The sequence below is a fragment of the Aliidiomarina quisquiliarum genome (assembly GCF_023922585.1).
In the GTDB taxonomy this organism is placed as follows: domain Bacteria; phylum Pseudomonadota; class Gammaproteobacteria; order Enterobacterales; family Alteromonadaceae; genus Aliidiomarina; species Aliidiomarina quisquiliarum.
Window position 1 is genome coordinate 109,248 of record NZ_JAMFTN010000017.1, and the last position, 20,922, is coordinate 130,169.

Annotated in this window: 20 protein-coding genes; 15 read left to right on the top strand and 5 right to left on the bottom strand. The window is 46.0% G+C overall.

Features of this window, described 5'->3' with window-relative positions; translation table 11 throughout:
- Positions 1–21 precede the first annotated feature (21 nt).
- Together M1L23_RS06170 and M1L23_RS06175 are read right to left on the bottom strand one after the other, a co-directional pair.
- Positions 22–1,890, bottom strand: coding sequence for a M48 family metallopeptidase (locus tag M1L23_RS06170; protein WP_252626343.1), 1,869 nt, complete (start codon positions 1,888–1,890; stop codon positions 22–24).
- Between the two features lie 11 nt (positions 1,891–1,901).
- Positions 1,902–2,498, bottom strand: a complete 597-nt coding sequence (locus M1L23_RS06175) for a LemA family protein (protein ID WP_252626345.1) — start codon at positions 2,496–2,498, stop codon at positions 1,902–1,904.
- Between the two features lie 155 nt (positions 2,499–2,653).
- On the opposite strand from M1L23_RS06175, the gene gmk reads away from it, so the two are divergent.
- The 4 genes from gmk to M1L23_RS06195 all read left to right on the top strand — a co-directional run bounded on the left by gmk (position 2,654) and on the right by M1L23_RS06195 (position 6,319).
- Positions 2,654–3,295, top strand: a complete 642-nt coding sequence (gmk, locus tag M1L23_RS06180) for a guanylate kinase (protein WP_252626347.1) — start codon at positions 2,654–2,656, stop codon at positions 3,293–3,295.
- Positions 3,296–3,361: 66 nt separating this feature from the next.
- Entirely contained in the window at positions 3,362–3,643 is a 282-nt protein-coding gene (gene rpoZ, locus M1L23_RS06185) for a DNA-directed RNA polymerase subunit omega (RefSeq protein WP_252626348.1), read from the top strand.
- 164 nt (positions 3,644–3,807) lie between these two features.
- Positions 3,808–5,922 (top strand): bifunctional GTP diphosphokinase/guanosine-3',5'-bis pyrophosphate 3'-pyrophosphohydrolase, encoded by a 2,115-nt coding sequence (gene spoT / locus M1L23_RS06190; RefSeq protein ID WP_252626349.1) that lies wholly within the window; start codon positions 3,808–3,810, stop codon positions 5,920–5,922.
- Positions 5,923–5,926: 4 nt separating this feature from the next.
- Entirely contained in the window at positions 5,927–6,319 is a 393-nt protein-coding gene (locus M1L23_RS06195; RefSeq protein ID WP_252626351.1) for a Rid family detoxifying hydrolase, read from the top strand.
- On the opposite strand, the gene M1L23_RS06200 is transcribed toward M1L23_RS06195, so the two are convergent.
- On the bottom strand, positions 6,316–7,653 hold the full coding sequence (locus tag M1L23_RS06200) for a Na+/H+ antiporter NhaC family protein (protein ID WP_252626353.1): 1,338 nt from the start codon (positions 7,651–7,653) through the stop codon (positions 6,316–6,318). The two genes, M1L23_RS06195 and M1L23_RS06200, sit on opposite strands and share 4 nt — an antisense overlap.
- A 134-nt stretch (positions 7,654–7,787) precedes the next feature.
- On the opposite strand from M1L23_RS06200, the gene M1L23_RS06205 reads away from it, so the two are divergent.
- Entirely contained in the window at positions 7,788–9,317 is a 1,530-nt protein-coding gene (locus tag M1L23_RS06205) for a carbon-nitrogen hydrolase family protein (RefSeq protein ID WP_252626355.1), read from the top strand.
- A 17-nt stretch (positions 9,318–9,334) separates the two neighbouring features.
- On the opposite strand, the gene M1L23_RS06210 is transcribed toward M1L23_RS06205, so the two are convergent.
- Both M1L23_RS06210 and M1L23_RS06215 read right to left on the bottom strand, forming a co-directional pair.
- Positions 9,335–9,850, bottom strand: coding sequence for a hypothetical protein (locus M1L23_RS06210; RefSeq protein ID WP_252626357.1), 516 nt, complete (start codon positions 9,848–9,850; stop codon positions 9,335–9,337).
- A gap of 84 nt (positions 9,851–9,934) precedes the next feature.
- The gene (locus tag M1L23_RS06215) at positions 9,935–11,161 is read right to left on the bottom strand and encodes an EAL and HDOD domain-containing protein (RefSeq protein ID WP_252626358.1); all 1,227 of its coding nucleotides are present in this window, start codon (positions 11,159–11,161) and stop codon (positions 9,935–9,937) included.
- A gap of 114 nt (positions 11,162–11,275) precedes the next feature.
- Here M1L23_RS06215 and recG point away from each other — a divergent pair, with 114 nt between their 5' ends.
- The 10 genes from recG to M1L23_RS06265 all read left to right on the top strand — a co-directional run bounded on the left by recG (position 11,276) and on the right by M1L23_RS06265 (position 20,922).
- Positions 11,276–13,387: an ATP-dependent DNA helicase RecG gene (gene recG / locus M1L23_RS06220; RefSeq protein WP_256473619.1), complete on the top strand. Its 2,112-nt coding sequence runs from the start codon at positions 11,276–11,278 to the stop codon at positions 13,385–13,387.
- An 88-nt stretch (positions 13,388–13,475) separates the two neighbouring features.
- A complete protein-coding gene (gene ubiE, locus M1L23_RS06225; RefSeq protein WP_252626361.1) occupies positions 13,476–14,228 on the top strand; it encodes a bifunctional demethylmenaquinone methyltransferase/2-methoxy-6-polyprenyl-1,4-benzoquinol methylase UbiE in 753 nt (250 codons plus the stop codon).
- On the top strand, positions 14,228–14,845 hold the full coding sequence (locus M1L23_RS06230) for a ubiquinone biosynthesis accessory factor UbiJ (protein ID WP_252626363.1): 618 nt from the start codon (positions 14,228–14,230) through the stop codon (positions 14,843–14,845). The genes ubiE and M1L23_RS06230 overlap by 1 nt, the downstream gene beginning before the upstream one ends.
- A 3-nt stretch (positions 14,846–14,848) precedes the next feature.
- Positions 14,849–16,498 (top strand): ubiquinone biosynthesis regulatory protein kinase UbiB, encoded by a 1,650-nt coding sequence (gene ubiB / locus M1L23_RS06235; protein ID WP_252626365.1) that lies wholly within the window; start codon positions 14,849–14,851, stop codon positions 16,496–16,498.
- A 15-nt stretch (positions 16,499–16,513) separates the two neighbouring features.
- A complete protein-coding gene (tatA, locus tag M1L23_RS06240; protein WP_252626367.1) occupies positions 16,514–16,729 on the top strand; it encodes a twin-arginine translocase TatA/TatE family subunit in 216 nt (71 codons plus the stop codon).
- 2 nt (positions 16,730–16,731) lie between these two features.
- Positions 16,732–17,058: a Sec-independent protein translocase protein TatB gene (gene tatB / locus M1L23_RS06245; protein ID WP_252626368.1), complete on the top strand. Its 327-nt coding sequence runs from the start codon at positions 16,732–16,734 to the stop codon at positions 17,056–17,058.
- Complete coding sequence (tatC, locus tag M1L23_RS06250; RefSeq protein WP_252626369.1) at positions 17,051–17,803, top strand: twin-arginine translocase subunit TatC; 753 nt, start codon at positions 17,051–17,053, stop codon at positions 17,801–17,803. The genes tatB and tatC overlap by 8 nt, the downstream gene beginning before the upstream one ends.
- Positions 17,804–17,810: 7 nt before the next feature.
- Entirely contained in the window at positions 17,811–18,263 is a 453-nt protein-coding gene (locus M1L23_RS06255) for a hypothetical protein (protein WP_252626370.1), read from the top strand.
- A complete protein-coding gene (locus M1L23_RS06260; RefSeq protein WP_252626371.1) occupies positions 18,263–19,066 on the top strand; it encodes a TatD family hydrolase in 804 nt (267 codons plus the stop codon). Before M1L23_RS06255 ends, M1L23_RS06260 begins: the two co-directional genes overlap by 1 nt.
- Complete coding sequence (locus M1L23_RS06265; protein WP_252626372.1) at positions 19,063–20,922, top strand: sensor domain-containing diguanylate cyclase; 1,860 nt, start codon at positions 19,063–19,065, stop codon at positions 20,920–20,922. The genes M1L23_RS06260 and M1L23_RS06265 overlap by 4 nt, the downstream gene beginning before the upstream one ends.

The following is a 20,922-nucleotide window of genomic DNA, read 5'->3' on the forward strand; positions in this document are numbered from 1 at the left end:
CGACGGGCGAGCATGCCTTATTTACAGGCTGTCTGGTAACTCGGGTAGGGGCTGGCTAATACAAGTGGCTAAGGTATAGAGCAACTTGCGTTCTGTTGGGGTAATTTCCCCGTCCATATTAACGCACTGCACCCAGGCGTTTACCAAGCGCTCTTTGTGGCGCACATCCCAGCGGTCGATACGGTTTAAGGCATCGGCAAGATCACCAAAACTAAGCGGTTGGCTGCGTATAGGCTGCAGGGCAGTGCCATATACCTTTGCCGCCGCATTGAATGCTGCGTCTGCTTCCTGTTGATTTTCGTGGCCGTAGGCTGCGAGTATCGACAAAGACAGCTCGGCGTCTGTTTGCGCCTTCATACGCACACCTGCAACACGTTGGTTAGGTTTCAGGTCGGCGTGAATATAGCGTTCAACCAGTTGGGTAAGACACCATTCATATAATGAAACCTGTTGGTCAACTTCTTTCAGTTGCTGCAAAGTGCTTAGTAACAGTTTCTTATCTACAGCGGTTAAACTTTTTATCGCTGGCATTGCTAACTCAACCAATGGTAACCGCTGCTCAGTACTCAAGTTTTGAATATTGGCATAGTTTTGCGTTACTCGTTGGGCGAATTCTGGGCCGTGTGCTTGTACTACTAAAGCTTGCTGCTTGTTTCTAACGGCGGCATCGTCACTGAAAATTAACGCCAAAGTAAGTGCTTCCGAGCCAATCTGGTCGCGGGCTTCCGTACGTGTTTGCTCCGGTAGGCTAGCTAGTATAGCGAGTTGGGCAAAACGCTCTTTACTCATTTGACCAGCGGCGGGTTTGCTGGTGGGTTCAGGCGTGCCATTGGTGTTTGCCAGCTGGGCTGCAGTGTTGGCTTTAAAGGTACCGTCCCAATGCGGTAGTACGCGCTTAATACGACTTTCAAGTGGTGGGTGAGTAGAAAATATTGAAGCCCATTTACTGATTGCTTGGCCAAAAAACAAGTGTGACGCTTCGCTAGCATTTTGGTTTTCTATTTGGCTACCTGCTTGCAAAGCACCAATTTGTTGTAAGGCACCCCCAATGGTTTCGGGCTCGCGAGTAAATTGAACCGCCGATGCGTCGGCTAAATATTCACGCTGCCGGCTAACCGCAGCTTTAATTATATTGCCGAAGAAAACGCCAATAGCGCCAATAATAAGCAGGGCAATACCAAGAAACGGCAATAAATTTTTGCTGTTATCGTTGCTGCGGCGCCGACCACCACTAAGAGCCGTGGTACGTAAAATTAAATAGCCCGCATGAGAGATAAACAAGATACCATTTAATACAGCCATAATGCGGATGTTCATGCGCATATCGCCATTTAAAATATGGGCAATTTCATGGGCAACAACACCCTGCAACTGACTACGGGTAAGCTGCTCGGCACAACCACGGGTAATACCAATAACTGCGTCTTTTGGGGAGTAACCCGCAGCAAAAGCATTAATGCCTGGTTCGTTTTCTAATAAATATACTGGGGGAACAGGCATATTGGCGGCAATCGCCATTTCTTCAACCACGTTCAACACTTTACGCTCAATAGGGTCGGTACTGCTAGGCTCTAAACGGCGGCCGCCAAGTTTTTCGGCTACTACTTTGCCACCAGGGCGTAATACCGCCCACTTGTAGAGTACCGCTAAGCTAATACCTGAAAGCACCACGCCACAAGAAGCAAGAATAATGTCCCAATGGAACACAAAGCCAGTATTGTAGCCGCTGTTTGCATTGCCGCTGCTACCGCCTAGGCCCCCAGCAAATACAGCTACCGCAGCCCCAGTAAGCACCACCAATAAAACAACGGCCACAAGGAATAGAATGATCAGCAGGCGCGTGTTGCGCCGTGCTATATCTTGGTGTTCAAAAAAATTCATTTGAGCCATGAAAAATGCCCTTAGAACGATACTTTAGGAGCGTGCTGAATTTCAGCACGGTCTTCAAACTCGAGTAAGGAAGCGTCGGTGCTATGACCAAACATGCCAGCAAAGACAACGGCAGGAAATGACTGGCGGTAGGTGTTGTAAGACATAACCGAATCGTTAAATGCTTGGCGGGCAAAAGCCACACGATTTTCAGTGCTAGTCATTTCTTCGCTAAGCTGCATCATGTTTTGGTTAGCTTTTAGGTCTGGGTAGGCTTCCATAACAAGGTTCAACCGACCCATAGCAGAGCCTAGAATGCCTTCGGCACCAGCAAGCTGCGCCATAGAGCCTTGGTCGCCAGGGTTTTGTGAAGCATTTTGCAGTGCCGACGAAGCCTGATTACGAGCAGAAATAACAGCTTCAAGGGTTTCTCGTTCGTGGCTTAAGTAACCTTTGGCAACTTCAACCAAGTTAGGAATGAGGTCGTAACGACGCTTAAGCTGTACGTCTATTTGCGCAAAACCATTTTGGAAACGGTTCTTTAATGTTACTAGTTGGTTATAAATGCGTATGACAACAAAAATAAGCACAACAACGATAGCAATAACAATTAACAAAGTAGTGTTCATTGATTTTCCTTAATTTGCCGTTTTAATTGTATGCAGCTTAGCCTAGAAAACCAGGCTAAGGTAGTGAATAGGTAAAGGGATATTAGCGTTTAAAGCTGAATTCTTGTAATTTACGCAAATTATCACTGGAAATAATATTCGGGACTCAACGCATTATGTCAAATGTAAGTGGCAACTTATTCGTCGTCGCGGCGCCAAGCGGGGCTGGTAAGTCAAGCATGATTAGCGCCTTGCTTAAGCGCCAAGAGCAGCGTAACGACAACCAGTCTATGCAGGTTTCCGTTAGTACCACAACGCGGGCTCCACGGCCGGGCGAGGCAAATGGTGTGCATTACCACTTTGTTAGTGAAGAAACCTTTTTAGCCCAAATAGAAGCGGGTGAATTTTACGAGTGGGCGAAGGTGTTCGACCATTATTATGGTACTTCGAAGTCGGTAATTGAAACAACTTTAGCAAGCGGTGTAGATGTGTTTCTCGATATTGATTGGCAGGGTGCTCGGCAAGTAAAAGCAGCCTACCCAGGGGTGCATACTATTTTTATATTGCCCCCTTCCACCGCCGAGCTTGAACGTCGTTTGCGCTCGCGAGGGCAAGATAGTGATGAAGTTATCGCGCGGCGCATGGCTAAAGCACAGGCTGAAATGTCGCATTATGCCGAGTTTAGCTACCTGATTGTGAATGAATGTTTTGAGGAGTCGGTTGATAACCTTGAACATATTGTGCTTAGTCAGCGGCAACGGCGCTCGAAGCAACAGATACGCCATAAGGATATTCTGCAAGACCTCTTGGCGGAATAGCTGTTTTAAAGTATAATCTATGCCCAGTGTAAGAAAGTTACGTATAAAACCTAAGTGGAGTTGCAGATGGCACGGGTAACAGTTGAAGAAGCAGTAGATAAAATTGGTAACCGGTTTGACCTGGTTTTAGTTGCGGCACGTCGTGCACGTCAGCTGGCAAACTACGGTAAAGCGCCATTGGTAGAAACAACCAACGAGAAGCCGACAGTTATTGCTTTGCGTGAAATTGAAGCGGGTTTAATTGACGCGGCACGCTTAGATAAAGAAGACAAAGCAGCCCAGTATGCTCAAGACGAGGCAGAAGTGGCAGCAATGACAGCCTTGCAGCATAGTGAAAGCCAAGAGTAATTAGTTTGCGCTTTAGGCAACCAAAGAATATTTAAAAACGGGCTTATATAGCCCGTTTTTTGTTTTTTATAGACGCTAAGGACGCTAACTTATATTCAGTTATTGGCAAACTGCTGTGAAAGCCTTATTCTTAAATGATTGAGCCGTATAGTTGAGAACTGTTTGTGTATTTATATGAAGGTTTAAGAAAGCAAGTTGAAGCTTATTTGCCGCCAGAGCAGGCCAGCCGGGTTGAGCGTGCTTTTCAGGTGGCTTTTCAGGCCCACGATGGGCAAAAGCGGGCCAGCGGCGAACCCTATATTACCCACCCAGTTGCGGTGGCTGCCATGTTGGCCGACATGCGGCTGGATCATGAAACGATTATGTCGGCTTTGTTACACGACGTAATTGAAGACACCCCCGTTACCGGTGAAGACTTGGCGGAAGAATTTGGCTCGACAGTAGCTGAATTGGTTGAGGGTGTGTCGAAGCTCGATAAACTACAGTTTGACAGCAAAGAAGAAGCACAAATAGAAAACTATCGCAAAATGATAATGGCGATGGTGCAAGACATACGTGTGATTCTAATTAAGTTGGCCGACCGTACTCATAACATGCGTACTATTGAGCACTTAAGGCCCGATAAGCGTCGCCGAATTGCCCGAGAAACCCTTGAAATTTATGCCCCGTTGGCGCACCGCTTGGGTATTCATAACATTAAAAATGAACTAGAAACCTTGGGCTTCAAAGGCCTTTACCCAATGCGGGCGCGGTTTTTAGAAAGTGAAATTAATAAAGCACGCAGCAAGCGTAAAGCGGTGTTGGAACGCACGCATAAAGAAATAAACACCCGCTTAGAAGGTTTGGGGGTGAGCGCCCGAGTGTTTGGTCGCGAGAAGCATTTGTATAGTATTTATCAAAAGATGCTGAACAAAGAGCTTAAATTTCACGAAGTAATGGACATTTTCGCCTTCCGTATTGTGGTTGATTCGGTGGATAACTGTTACCGCGTGCTGGGTGCTATGCATAACTTATATAAACCCATTGAAACCCGCTTTAAAGATTATATTGCCATACCGAAAACAAACGGTTACCAATCGTTGCACACCTCGTTGATAGGGCCTCAGGGCGTGCCCATTGAAATTCAAATTCGCACCGAAGAAATGGATTTAATGGCCGACCGTGGTGTCGCTGCTCATTGGTACTATAAAGATTCCGACGACGCAGGTACCACCACCCAGGTTCGAGCGCAAAAATGGATGCAAAGCCTGCTTGAATTACAGCAAAGTGCGGGTAGTTCGTTTGAATTTATAGAAAATGTGAAGTCGGAACTGTTTCCAGATGAAATTTATGTGTTTACCCCTGAAGGGCGAATTATAGAGCTACCCCAGGGTGCTACTGCGGTCGACTTTGCCTATGCCGTACACACCGACATTGGCAATACTTGTATTGGTGCACGGGTAAATAATAAAGCCTTTTCATTAAGTAAGCCGTTAGAAACTGGTCAAACTGTAGAAATACGTACGGCGCCGGGCTCTCGACCGAATATTGCTTGGTTAAACTTTGTAGTAACCGGCAAAGCGCGCTTAAAAATACGGCAGTTTTTGAAAAACCAACAGTCGAACGAAGCCTTGTTATTAGGTGAGCGTTTGTTGCGAGCGGCGTTGGGGTCGTTCCGCTTTGACGATATTGAAGAGCAAGAGTTTTTACGCGTAGCTAAAGAAATGAAGCTGGCCACCCGCGACGACCTGTTGCAAGAGATAGGTTTAGGTAACCTTATGGGTGTAGCAGTGGCGCGGCGTTTAGTGGGTGATCACCAGCGTTTACGAGCCGCCAGCGAAGGCGAAGAAAGCGGCCGGAGTTTGGCTATTAAAGGCGCTGATGGTTTGCTATTGAGCTTTGCTAAATGTTGCCGACCAATACCGGGCGACGATATTATTGCCCATGTTAGTCCGGGCAAGGGGTTGGTTATTCACCGCCGCGAGTGTAAAAACGTTCGTGGCCATGAAGACGAGCCAGGGCGTTACTTCTCGGTACAATGGGACAATAAACCTGATTCACAATTCATTTCAGAAATTCGCGTTGAAATAGTCAACTTCCAAGGGGCTTTGGCGCGCTTAACGCAAGTAATAGCGGAAACCGGCTGTAATATTCATGGTTTGAAAACCGAAGAAATAGACTCGTCGATTTACCATATAGATATTGAAATTACGATTAGTAACCGTAAGCACTTAGCAGACGTTATGCGGCGCATTCGTAAAATGCAGCATGTACAGCGTGTTGCTCGATTAAGGAAGTAAATGCATGGCTAAAGTAATAGTAACAACCAATAAGGCTCCGGCAGCAATTGGGCCTTATTCACAGGCTGTTAAAGTTGGTACCACCGTATACATGAGCGGCCAAATACCTTTGCTAGCAGAAACTATGGAAATGGTAAGCGATGACTTTCGTGCTCAGGCCGAGCAAGTATTTAAAAACTTAGCCGCCGTATGTGAAGCAGCAGGCGGCGAGCTACAAGATATGGTAAAGCTGCAAATTTACTTAACAAATTTGGGCCAGTTTACTCTAGTGAATGAAGTAATGAGTAGTTTCTTTGCGGCACCTTACCCAGCCCGTGCCGCTATTGAAGTAAGCGCCTTGCCGAAGGGCGCGCAAATTGAAATAGACGGTGTTATGGAGCTACCTTCCACCAACTAAGTTGGGCTAACCTGTTCTTGCTCGTTCGTTTGAATAGGGCCGAGCAAGAACATGCTTGCCACCGCTACTGCGCCTAAAATAAAGCAATAGAAGGTATTCATACTTACCGCTAGTGGCGAAATTCCAAAGCTAGCGCCTATCATAAGTGCTTGCGCGCCGTAAGGTAAAATACCTTGCACCACACAGGCAAAAATATCTAAATAGCTGGCACTTTGCCTTGGTGCAACCCCACCTTCGGCAGCTAAACGTTTACTTACTTCACCAGAAATTAATATGGTAACGGTATTATTTGCTACCGCTAAGTTGGTAACTGCGGTAAGCCCGGCAATGCCTAGGGCAGCGGCGCGCTCTTTACGTTTACTTAAACGGCGGGTAATGCGTTCTACTTGGTTAGCCAAAAATGCTAGGCCGCCTTGCTGGCGAATAAGCGCCGAAAGCCCACCAATTAACAGCGACAGTAAAAATATTTCCTGCATGCTGGTAAAGCCAATATAAATGTCTTGGCTAAAAGCCACCCAAGCATAGTCAACGGCTACCATGCCAAATAAAGCGGCCAAAACAATGCCAAGAGTAAGCACCACAAAAACGTTAAGCCCTGTAACGGCTAGTACTATTATGGCGAAGTAAGGTAAGGCCAGCCATTGATTAGCTTCAGGAATGGCGATAGCCGTTGCGCTGGTGTTATAAAAGCTTAATAAACCAATAGTGAGGAGAGCGGCGGGCACGGCAATACGCAAGTTAGTGCGAAATTTGTCTTTCATGGAACAGCCCTGAGTGCGAGTTGCCGCAATAGTAGTGTCGGAAATAAAACTTAAGTTGTCGCCAAACATTGCACCGCTTACTAACACACCCGCCATAAGAGCTGGTGAAATGCCCGCCGCTTGGCTTAACCCTAAAGCCACAGGAGCAAGAGCAGCTAAGGTTCCCATTGAAGTTCCCATAGCGGTTGAAACCACACCAGCAATAAGGAAAATGCCCGGTAAAATAAAGCTGGCAGGAATAATGCTTAAGCCTAACGACACCATGGCATCGACGCCGCCTGTTGCTGCGGCCACGGTGGAAAAGGCCCCAGCTAACAAATAGATCATACACATGGTGATAATATTCGAATCGCCGACACCTTCCACAAAGGTTTGAATGCGCTCATTCAATTCTTGTTTGCTTAACAGTATTGCTAAAATAATAGCTGGCATAATCGCTACGGGGCTGGCCAGCTGGTAAAACGCCATTTCCACCCCTGTGAATTGGAAATAAACTCCAACTCCTAAAAATAAAGCTAAGAAAACTAAAAGCGGTATAAGCGCTTGTGCGTGTGGTTGAATGGTTTGCGACATAATACTTCCGTTTTTATTTAGACGTCCAGAAGTATAAGCGTCTTATGCCGGGGTGTGCAACCCTCAAATCAATTTCCTTTCCTACCCTGAAGGGTAGTAAACTTATTACAGTTGGTAATTAACGAGGAATAGCCATGAGCTTGGATGACCTGCATTTGCAGCTACGTAATTTACGCGAGGATGATTACCCGCAACTGAAAAGCTTAATGGACAAGGTGTATGCCGATATTGGCGGGGCTTGGGAAGAGCATACGATACGCAAATTAAGCCGAGAATTTCCGGAAGGGCAAATTTGCCTAGAAGACAATGGGGTTATTGTAGGGGTGGCTTTAACGGTACGTGTGGTATACGACCGCTTTAGTAACCCACACCAATACGACGATTTGTTAGGCAAGCGCGACACAATTTTAAATGAGACAGAAGGCGATGCCTTGTACGGCCTAGATGTGCTTATTCATCCAGATTACCGCGGTTATAGGCTTGGCAGGCGATTATATGACGCCCGTAAAGAACTATGTATTCAATTGAACTTAAAGGCTATTTTGGCCGGTGGGCGGATTGTTAACTACCATAAGTATGCCGACGAGATTTCGGCCAGTCAGTATTTAGAGCGAGTACGTCGGCGAGAAATTTACGATCCTATTTTAACCTTCCAGTTGGCCAATGACTTTACCGTACGCCGCTTGCTGCATAAGTACTTGCCAGAAGACGAGAAGTCGCGTGGTTACGCTACTTTATTAGAATGGAGTAACTTTTTGTACGAGCCGGCCGACACTATTATTAGCGCTCGATCGCGTAATGTACGGGTAGGTGTGGTGCAGTGGCAAATGCGGGCGGTGGAGTCGGTTGAAGAACTGCTTCAACAAGTTGAGTACTTTGTTGACGCTCTGTCGAGCTATAAAAGTGACTTTGCGCTGTTTCCTGAGTTTTTTAACGCACCGTTAATGGGGCTGACCGATAAAGGCCAGCAAATGGATGCTATTCGTTTTTTGGCGAGTTTTACTGAACGTTTTCGTCGAGAAATGTCGCAAATGGCAGTGAGCTATAACATAAATATTATTACGGGCTCGATGCCGATTATGGACGATGGCATTTTATACAACGTGGCCTATTTATGTCGCCGCGACGGCTCGGTAGAAGAGCAGCGTAAGTTGCATATAACCCCGCATGAAAAGCGCGACTGGGTGATAGAGGGTGGCGACCAAGTGCAAGTTTTTGAAACCGATGCGGGGCGTGTAGGTATTCTTATTTGCTATGACGTGGAATTTCCTGAGTTGGGCCGCTTAATGGCCGAAGAAGGCTTGGAAATTTTGTTTGTACCGTTTTGGACCGATACCCATAACGCCTATTTACGCGTACGCCATTGTGCCCAAGCCCGAGCCATTGAAAATGAATGTTATGTGGCTATTTGCGGTAGTGTAGGTAACTTGCCGGAAGTGCCTAGTTTAGATGTGCAATATGCCCAATCGAGCGTGTTTTCACCGTCAGACTTTGCCTTTCCTCACGACGCTATCATGTCGGAAACCACGCCAAATACGGAAATGTTAATGTTTTCCGACTTGAATCTCGATGAGTTGCGTTATTTACATAACGAGGGCTCGGTAACCAACTTAAAAGATCGTCGCACCGATTTATATAGTGTGGTGAAGAAGTGGCGCAGCTAGCGCCCTTCTTTTAACTTTTACCTACGCCAACGACCAAGGCTAATAACGAACGCACCTGTAGCCAAGTAAAGTGCAATGGCCTGTGCGGTTGCTTGGCTACTATCAAGGGCAAGGTTAGGGTTGCCGACCAGTTCAGCTAACATACTGGCAGCGTTGTTTAAGCTAACTAAGGTAGTAACGCTAAGTAATACCAATAACCACACAGCAATAGCCGTATTCACGCGGCTAGTAAGGGTAACAGCCCATAAAATAATAACCAAACCAGCAATGGCACCAAACCAAAAAGGTTGCCACCAAAATTGGCCCGCAGCAGCTGGGGCAGAAAGAAAAAATGCCTGTGCATTCCAAAACGTGGTGTTGTTAACGAGCTCAAAAACAAGAATGGAATTGATTAAGTTAAGCGTGTTTTGATCCGGATAAATAGACACGGTTGTGATTAATGCATGGATAAAGAGCATAAGTACTAAAGCAGTAATAGCACCAAAAGTAACGGTGAACCGCCATTTACGCCGATGATGAAATAACTTTCTCATTCTTATCTTGTCCTTGAAGTTATTTATGATGCTGCATAGTAACAAATAACGCTAAATGAATATGCTTCTACCACTATAAAGCTGCTATTTAGTTGTTGTGGAGTCTAGCAGTGCATGAGTGTAATTACTGGCAGAAATAAAGCACTGGCCAATATCTAAATGGTTTAAATTCATTTTTGTAGCCATTATGTCGAGCAGAGGCCAATTACCCGCTTCATAGGTTTCAACCATACGTAATAAACGCCCCGCATGACCTTCGCGCTTAAGCACGGCATTATTAATACGTTCACTCAGTGGAAGCTGTTCAAGTATTTCAAGCATAGGCACCTGTAGTAATACGTCTAACAACGACAGTAGGCCGGTCATAAAACAAGTGTTGTCGTGATTATCTCTTGCCGATAAGCGGCCAAGCTCTGCCATAAAGTGTGCTCGGGTAAGTGACTTAATAACAAGCTCTTCCGGCTGGTTGTGCGCAACATTGGCAAGTGCTACTAAAGCAATATACTTTTTAATTTCCTGCTCACCTACAAATACCACCGCATGATGTATATCGGTGATTTGGCTAGGCTTGTGGAAGGCGGCGCTATTAACAAACTTTAGTAACGAATAGGTAAGTGACAGGTCATTGCGAATAATGTCTGCGATAGACGTGAAGTTTATATTGGGCTGATGAATATTGGCCAGTAACTGCATAAAAAATAACTGCTGAGGGGCCAGTGACTTGCTTCTAATTATTTCAGGGCGCTCAAAAAAGTAGCCTTGAAAGAAATCGAAGCCCAGTGCTAGGCAGGCCTCATATTCTTCCTGGGTTTCTACCCGCTCGGCTAAAAGCGCCACGTTCTGACCTTTAAATGCCTGTAAGCGCTCGGGTAAAGTAACCAACGATTGCTGCTGAATATCTACTTTAATTAGTGACACATAGGGTAATAACAGTTGCCATTTTTCATCAAAGTCGTGGTCGTCGAGGGCTATTTTGTAACCCAGTTCATAAGACTTCTGACAGGCTTTAACTAAGCTTTCAGTAATTTCTACGGTTTCTAATACTTCAATATAAACATTTTCTTTTGGTAAAAAACTGGGGAATCTGTCGAGTAGAGTATTAGTGTGGAAGTTAATGAAAGCAATTTTTCCTAAGCAAACGGTACTAATATCGCCCATTAAATGTTGCTGTAACAATAATTTAGAGGTGGCTTCATCTGGATCAATATTCGGAAATACGTTTTCTTCACTATTTCTAAACAATAATTCATAGCCATGAACTTTAAGCTCGCGGTCGAGTATGGGTTGGCGAGCAATATATGAATAAGCCATAAGCAATATATAAATTCCGAGTGATTAGCTAAAGACAATAACGTAAGCACAAGTTTTCAGCAACTTGCGCATGTACAGGCAGCTAGCAAGCCTAAGGCAGGCTCGTTATACTGCATGCAACAACAGTATAATAGTAGAGCTATTATGAACGCTACACCGCTGCACGCCATTCCGTTAACAACACTCAAGGGTATTGGTCCGAAAATGGCCGAAAAGCTTGAGCGCTTAGGCTTGCGTACCATTCAAGACATGTTGTTTCATTTACCAGCGCGATACCAAGACCGCACTCAGCTGTCAGTTATTGCGCGTTTGCGCCCAGGCGACTACGCCACATTAGTGGCCGATTCCTTAGATGCTCGTGTGCACATGGGGCGCCGACGGTCTTTGTTAGTAAGGGTAACCGACCGCAGCGGCGTGCTAACGTTACGTTTCTTTCGTTTTTCTGCGGCGCAGCAGCAACAAATGGCCGCTGGTCAACGGTTGCAAATTTATGGTGAGGTGAGGCCAGGGCCAACCGGGCCGGAAATGATTCATCCTGAATGTCGTGTGCTTGAAGCTGGTGCCGAGCCCGACTTGCCTAATACCTTAACACCCATTTACCCTGCCACAGAAGGAGTGCACCAGCTCACTCTTAGTAAGCTGGCAGAGCAAGTAATGACGTACCTAAATGCCAAAAGTTTACCCGAGTTGTTGCCAGAATCGCTTCGTGGGGGCATGCCCGAATTGCATAAAGCGCTGCGTACCTTGCACTTCCCCTCGGTAGACATTGATATGGCAGCGTTATTAGCAGGTAGTCACCCAGCCCAGCAGCGTTTGGCGATGGAAGAATTATTAGCCCACCAAATAAGCATGTTGCAGGCGCGTAGCTTAGCGCAGCAAGTACAAGCTCCGGCTATTCATCCAAGCGAACGGTTAAAAAAACAATTGTTGGCGTTGTTACCGTTTGAACCAACCAATGCTCAGCGGCGTGTAGTAAATGAAATAGAAGCTGACTTAGTACAGTCAATGCCAATGTTACGATTAGTACAAGGCGACGTAGGCTCAGGTAAAACGCTAGTGGCAGCGTTGGCCGCCTTGGGTACAATTGAAGCAGGTTACCAAGTGGCATTAATGGCGCCAACCGAGCTACTAGCAGAACAGCATGCTCGCAGCTTTAGTATGTGGCTTGAACCCTTAGGTGTCACGGTTGGTTGGCTAACAGGGCGTTTAAAAGGCAAAGCCCGTACAGCAACGTTAGCCCAACTAGAAGCGGGTAACATTCAGTTCGTAGTGGGCACTCACGCACTGTTTCAAGAGCACGTACACTTTTCGAACTTAGCTTTAGTTATTATTGACGAACAACATCGGTTTGGTGTGCACCAGCGGCTTGCACTAAAAGAAAAAGGTGAGCAACAGGGGTTGCATCCGCATCAACTAGTTATGACAGCAACACCCATTCCTCGCACTTTGGCCATGACAGCCTATGCAGATTTAGCTACGTCGATTATTGATGAATTACCGCCAGGACGCACACCGGTAACAACGGTAGCTATTCCCGATACGCGCCGCGACGATGTTATTGCCCGTGTGCAACACACGGTAGAAACTGAACAACGGCAAGTGTATTGGGTGTGTACTCTTATTGATGAGTCGGATGTATTGCAATGCCAAGCGGCAGAAGACACCGCCGTATTACTACAAGAAGCCTTAACTAGTTTGCGGGTTGGGCTAGTGCATGGTCGCCAAAAGCCTGCGGAAAAAGAACAGGTAATGAATGCTTTTAAAGCAGGCGAAATAGACTTGTTGGTAGCTACTACGGTAATAGAAGTTGGGGTAGACGTGCCGAATGCGAGTTTAATGATTATTGAAAACCCAGAGCGACTGGGCTTGGCACAGTTACACCAACTGCGAGGCCGCGTAGGGCGTGGCTCAGTTGCTTCGCATTGTGTGCTTTTATATAAAAGCCCACTATCGCCGCAAGCCAGTGAACGTTTAGCCGTGCTACGAGAAAGTAGCGATGGCTTCGTGATTGCTGAACGCGACCTAGAACTACGAGGCCCCGGTGAATTATTAGGAGCAAGGCAAACGGGCTTGGTGCAAATGAAAGTTGCCGATTTAGTACGCGACGCCCACCTTATTCCAACCATTCAAAGCTTGGCTCAGCGTATTTACAGCGGCTTTCCCAACCATTCGCAAGCCCTAATGGAGCGTTGGTTGCCCGATGGCGAACGATACGCACAAGTTTAATCCTGCTGAAAGTTTGTTGTGGTGTTGGGCAAATGGCCGCCATGCAGTAAACTAGAGGCAACTTTCCTAGGGAATTGAGTTATTAGCTATGAAAAAGCAAGAGAATACCACCCATTTTGGTTTCAAAACGGTAAATTCCGCCGACAAAGAGCGTTTAGTTGCCAGCGTGTTCGATTCGGTGGCTGCTAAATATGATGTGATGAACGACGTAATGTCGATGGGTATACATCGCCTTTGGAAGCGCCAAACCATTGATAGTAGTGGTGTACGTACAGGGCATCGGGTGTTGGACTTGGCCGGCGGCACTGGTGACTTAACCGCAAGGTTTTCACGCTTGGTAGGGCCCACAGGCGAAGTGGTATTAGCAGATATTAATGCAGCAATGTTGAATGTAGGCCGCACTAAGCTGCAAGACATGGGTATTGTTGGCAATGTGTCGTATGTACAAGCGAATGCTGAAAAACTACCTTTTCCCGACGACTACTTTGACTGCATAACGATAGCCTTCGGGCTGCGTAACGTAACCGACAAAGACGCCGCATTGCGTTCCATGTTGCGGGTGCTAAAGCCCGGTGGGCGCTTGCTAGTGTTAGAATTCTCAAAGCCACAAGCTGCATGGTTAAGCAAAGCCTACGACCTATATTCCTTTCACTTATTGCCGCGTATGGGCGAGCTTATTGCCCGCGATAAAGACAGCTACCAGTACCTTGCCGAATCGATTCGTATGCATCCTGATCAAGAAACCCTAAAAGCCATGATGGCGACCGCTGGGTTTTCGCAAGTGGACTATCAGAATATGACCGGTGGCATAGTGGCATTACACCGAGGTTATAAATTTTAATGTTAGCGCATGTGGTACGAAGCACATTAGAGCCAGCCTTAAATAAAGCACTTGGGGCAGATACCAATACGGCGCAACGTTTGCGTAGTGTGCGTGGTACGTGTGTGGCAATTCGTTTGCGCGAGCTACCAGAACCTTTCATTATACGTTTTAGTGAAGAGCAAATATTCTTACTTGGCCCTAGCTACGACGCCATTGACGCCGAAGTAACTTTGTCGCTGCTGCAATTGCCCCAGCTAACTGATGCAGCCCAGGCAACCCAAGCCATTCAACAAGGTAAGCTGCTGGTAGTGGGCGACCCGCTTTTATTGCAGCGCGCTGCGGCCGTGTTTGTTGAGCTAGATATGGACTGGGAAGAGTTACTGGCGAGCTACTTAGGAGACATTCCGGCGTACTTAATTAGCCAGCGTATGCAAGCCGCTATGAAGCGTATTAAACAAGCGCAGCTTGGCCAACGTATGCAAGAAATACTAAGCGACGAAACAGGGTTATTGGCTACGCCAGTAGAATTTAAAGTACTACAAGAACAATGTACACAGGCCAACCAACGGCTTGTGCAATTAGAGCAAAGAATAGCTGCAATAACGCCATTAGAAACATTGGCTAAGGGTGAGTAGTTTGTGCGAATGATGCGGTTTTACAAAATAATAAGCGTGTTGTTGCGATATGGTATCGACGACATGGTACCAACCGATAAATGGCCATGGTGGGCGAAAACAGTACGTTATAGCCTATTTTGGCTGCGTAATAAGCACCCAGAAAAACAGCTTGGAGAACGCTTACGGCTAGCGTTAGAAACCTTAGGGCCGGTGTTTGTGAAGCTAGGGCAAATGTTGTCAACGCGGCGCGATTTATTGCCACCTGAAATGGTAGAAGAGCTTTCCAAACTACAAGACCAGGTGCCGCCATTCCCGGGCGAACAAGCTCAACAGGTTATTGAGCGTAGCTTAGGTTTTAAGCTTAATACGGTTTTTCATTCCTTTACCCAAACGCCACTGGCTTCGGCGTCGATTGCACAAGTGCACGCGGCAGAATTAAAAGACCCTCATAGCGGCGACATTAAGCAAGTAGTTATTAAAGTGATTCGGCCCGACATTTTAATTACTATTAATGCCGACCTTGGTTTAATGGAATCGATGGCGTTGCTTGCGGCGAAATTATTGCCCGACGGTCGCCGGCTAAAACCTGTTGAGGTTATTCGCGAATATAGCAAAACCTTAATGGACGAATTGAATCTTGCGCGTGAAGCGGCCAATGCTATTCAATTACGCCGAAACTTTTCCGATTCAGAGCTGCTTTATATTCCTGAAGTTTATAGCGACTACAGTCGACAAAACATTATGGTGATGGAGCGTATTTACGGCATACCTATTAGCGATGTAAATGCCTTAGAAAATGCTGGTATTAATTTACAGCTATTAGCCGAGCGGGGGGTTGAAGTGTTCTTTACCCAAGTATTCCGCGACAGTTTTTTCCATGCGGATATGCACCCAGGAAATATTTTTGTTGATCCAGATCGGCAGCAGTCGCCGCGCTACTTAGCCGTAGACTTTGGCATTGTGGGCACGCTAAACCGAGAAGATAAACGTTACTTAGCTGAAAATTTTATTGCCTTCTTCAATCGTGACTATCGCCGTGTAGCCGAATTGCATATCGATTCGGGCTGGGTACCTTCGCATATTAATGTTGAAGAATTCGAGTCAGATATTCGTACCGTGTGCGAACCTATTTTCGAGAAGCCATTAGCCGAAATTTCTTTTGCTCACGTGCTATTGAACTTGTTTGTTACTGCCCGACGTTTTGAAATGGAAGTACAGCCGCAATTGGTGCTGCTACAAAAAACGTTGTTGTACGTAGAAGGTTTAGGGCGCAATCTATATCCGCAACTCGACTTGTGGAAAACAGCAAAACCATTTTTAGAGCGCTGGATGCAAGAGCAAATGGGCTGGCGCGCCATGTGGCGTAGCCTGAATGAACAAGCGCCGCGCTGGGCGGAAAAGCTGCCGGAAGTGCCCATGTTACTGTACGATACTTTAAAAGGCTTAAAGCAACAGCAACGCCATGAGGCAAACTTTCGCCAACAGCAGTTGGCATTGCAAAAAAAGCTTGCTGGTGGCCGTTGGTGGGCCATGTTGGCAGGTAGTTTAACAGTAACCAGTGCTTTATTAGCGGGTTTTAAATTATCCGGCTGGCTGGTGGCTACAACGGTAACCGTAGCTGTAGTAGCTTGGTGGCAGGCGTGGCGAACAAGGCCTGGTCGTAACAATTAATTGAAGGGGTTTATTATGGGTGGCATTGGTATTTGGCAATTGTTAATTGTTTTACTAATTATAATATTATTGTTTGGTGGCAAAAAATTACGCACTTTAGGCTCTGACTTAGGCTCGGCCTTACGTGGTTTTAAGAAGGAAATGAGCGACGGTGAAACGCCTAGCGTGGAAAAAAAAGATGCTGATTTCACCGACACTAAAACAGAACAAAAAGACAAGACGAACACCTAATTATGTTTGATATTGGGTTCTGGGAGTTAGTAGTAATTAGCGTTATCGGGCTATTAGTGGTTGGGCCCGAACGCTTGCCTGGTGCTATTCGGTCGTTGCAACGCACCTTGGGCCAGTTGCGCTCCTTCGGCAATAAAATACAAGCAGAATTAAACCATGAGCTGCGCGTTAAAGAATTACATGAAAATTTAAAAAAAATAGAGTCGGCAGACATTGACGACTTAAGCCCCGAGCTTAAACGTTCTTTAGCCGAACTAGAGGCTGCTGCTGAGCAGGTACGCGAGCCCTATGCAGAAGATAAAAAGCGCAACAAGGAAGAACATGAGTGATAACGAACCGGCTTCGCTTTTAGACCACTTAGTGGCATTACGCAGCACCGTGTTACATAGTGTGGCGGTTATTGTTGGCTTTTTTTTATGTTTGGTATATTTCGCTCGCGACCTATACAACTGGCTTTCTGCACCTCTAATGGCGGTATTGCCAGAAGGTAGCAGTATGATAGCCACCGACGTAGCGGCGCCTTTCTTTGCCCCCTTCAAACTTACTTTTGTAGTGGCCTTTTTTTTGGCCATTCCGTTTTTGTTGCATCAAATATGGCGCTTTATTGCTCCTGGTTTGTACCAACATGAACGGCGGCTTGTAGTGCCCCTATTGGTCAGTAGCAGCATACTTTTTTATGCAGGTATTGCTTTTGCTTACTTTGTTTTACTACCTATCGCGTTCGCATTTTTTACTAGCATGGCGCCTGCTGGTATTACCATTGCAACAGACATATCTAGTTATTTAGACTTTGTGCTAAAAATATTTTTTGCGTTTGGCTTTGCCTTCGAAATACCCATAGCAGTGGTATTGTTATGTTGGTCGGGTGTGGTTACGCCTGACCAATTAAGGGCTAAACGGCCCTATGTTATTGTTGGCGTGTTTGTGATTGGTATGTTGCTTACACCTCCCGATGTTATTTCACAAACCTTACTGGCTATTCCTATGTGGTTGTTATTTGAACTCGGGGTACTATTAAGCAGCTGGTATATTAAAAATAAAACAAGCAATATAAAAACAGAGCAACAGGAGTAATAAGACTATGACTAACAAACTTAGCGCTTTCAGCCTTATTTTGTTTGCTACAGTTATGGTACTGCCAAGCACAGCACAGGCGTCTTTGGCGCGTTTAATTGAGCAGCTACAACTTTGTGAACAACAAGCTGACACAGTGTATCGGTTACAGTGTTTTGACAATGTTGTGGCGGCGCTACCAGAGCCCGAAACCGTTGCTGAAACACCTGTTGCGGAAAAGGCTGTAGCCTTGAATGAAGCAAGTGAAGATTTTTTAAACATTACCGAAATGTGGGAATATAAGCGTGGTATGTGGAAATTTCGCTTAATTAACGGTGAAGTATGGCGACAAACGGAAGTGAGCTCGTCGTTTCCTTTTAGTACCGAGCGGAAATACTATTTTCAGCAAGGAATGTTCGATGCTTACTATTTACGTACGCCGGGCTTAAACACGCGTGTTCGAGTTAGATTGGAGCGTTAATGGGTTGGGTTGATTGCGGTATAAACTTATTAAGCAGCCAATTTCTAGAACCGAAGCTGGTGCTTAGCAATGCATTACCGCAGGTTAACCGATTTGTATTAATTAGCAGCGACGTGGCCGAGTCGGAACGTGTGGCCCGTTGGTGCGCTGAAACACCGGGTTGCATTGCTACAGCAGGAGTGCATCCACATCAGGCGGATCAAACGACGGCTTGCTTTGCGTCGCGCATACGGGAATTAGCTGAGCAAGAAGTGGTGAGGGCCATTGGTGAATGTGGCCTCGATTATAACCGCAACTTTTCTACGCCGAAGCGGCAACGGGAAGTTTTTGCCGAGCAGGTAGCACTAGCGGTTGAACTACAGTTACCGCTTTATTTGCATGAGCGAGACGCGTTAGCTGATCAACTCGCTATTTTAAATGAACATCAGGGGCAGTTACCGCCTTTATTTGTACATTGCTTTACCCAAGGGCAGGAAGCATTAGCGGCGTATCAAGCGCTTGACGCTTACATTGGTATAACCGGCTGGGTATGTGACGAACGCCGCGGTGAAGCGCTACAAAGCGCTGTGCCCCATATTAAAGCCGAACGCTTATTATTAGAAACCGACGCCCCTTATTTAACCCCTCGAACCTTACGCCCGAAACCAAAAGGTAGGGTGAACGAACCCCAGTGGTTACCGCATATTGCGGCAACAGTAGCTAATTTACGTAATACCACCCTAGACACCCTTGCCAGTGAAACCACGGCCAATGCTTTACGGTTGTTTGGTCACTGGGATTGTTTTCAACAGAGTTTACCGTGAAGCATTATATTAGCTATACGATACGGGTTGCTGTTTTGCTTAGCGCCACGTTCTGGGCTGTGTCGCATGCAGAAACAAACGAAATAACAGGTAAACCAGAAGCGGGTATTATTACTCATTACTTGGTCGACGCTAGTGGCAGTTTTAGTCTCAGCGAGGCTATTAATTTGCCCACTTACGGCTGGCATACCATTGCTAATGGCAACGTTTCCTTTGGCTATGATGACCGTACTTATTGGTTCAAAATGGACATTGAGGCCAGCGACAGTGAGCGTTTACTTCATGTTGCTTATCCGCTGTTAGACCAACTAGACATTTACTTTGTAGCAGCAGGGCAAACCCTTGCTTACTACGAACTTGGCGATACCTTGCATTTTAATACCCGGCCTATTGCTCATGAAGACTTTGTTGTACCTATTCCACCGCATCACAGCTTAACAACTTATTTCCGCGTTCATACCAGCAGTGCTATGAACATGCCGGTTAAAATTTGGCCAACCAATGCATTTCATGCGTCACAAGCGCTAGTGCAACTGGGCTTTGGTATATATTTTGGCGTGTTAATTTGTATGGTGCTGTATAACTTATTTGGTTTTGCAGTTATTCGTGAATCGAGTGTGTTTAGTTATTCTATTTACGTGATATTTGTTGGCCTGATGGCAGCGGGTTTAACTGGAGTTGGCTTCCGTTATATTTGGCCAGGCAATATTTGGCTGCAAGATCATGCGTTAGTGCTATTTGGTTGCCTAAGTTTTGGCTTTGCCGCTTTATTTATAGCGCAATTATTAAAAATAAAGCAACACAGTGCGCTGTTTGCTCGTGGCCTGTGGGTTATGGGCGGGCTTGCATTTATTATTGCCATAATTAGTGTGTTTTTAGAGTACAAAGTGGCAATTAAGCTATTGCTTATATTTGCTATTTTCAGTTGTTCATTTTTAGTGATTTTAGCTATAAGCATGTGGCGTAAAGGGTCTGTTTATGCCCGAATTTTTGCCGTCGCTTGGGCTGCCTTTATCGGGGCTATATTCTTGAACTCGCTCGCTTACCTTGGCGTGATCGACCCACATTTTATGCAGCGATATGCGATAATGATAGGCTCGGGCATTGAGGTACTGCTGCTGTCGTGGGTGTTAACCTTACGTTATTCTGACGAACGGTTACAAAAACTGGTGGCCCAAGAAGAAGCATTGCGTAGGTCGGCCGAAGCGCAAGAAGCCCAGCGCCAATTAAACGAAGAGCTAGAGCAGCGGGTAGACGAGCGCACTTTTGAACTTGAAATGGCGCTGCGTGAGTTGCAAGAAGTAAACAATGAGTTAGAACGTAAAAATAGCGAAGACGGTTTAACCGGCTTGTTTAACCGACGCCATTTCGACCACCAGCTAACTGTTGAATTTCGTCGGGCTTGGCGAAATAAACAGCCAGTGGCCTTAATTATGCTCGATATAGACTATTTCAAACCTATTAACGACACGCACGGCCACATGATAGGCGACCAAATTTTGGTTGCCTTAGCCGAACGTTTAAAACAAACCGTAAGGCGGCCAAGCGACGGTATATTTCGCTACGGTGGTGAAGAATTTGCTTTGCTACTTGGCAATACGAATGAGCATGAAGCAAGCCAAGTGGCAAGTATGATAAGCAGGGCTATTAGTGAAACACCATTTATTACCGACGCAGGGCCACTTTCTATTACTGTGAGTATCGGCGTAAGTATTGCCGAACATAACTTGTTTGAAGTGCCAGAGCAGCTATTGAAAGCCGCCGATGACGCCCTATATGCAGCGAAAGAGCGTGGCCGCAATCAGTTTGTTATTGCCCAACACTTTATTGAACCAGCTACGCCCGATAACGACTAA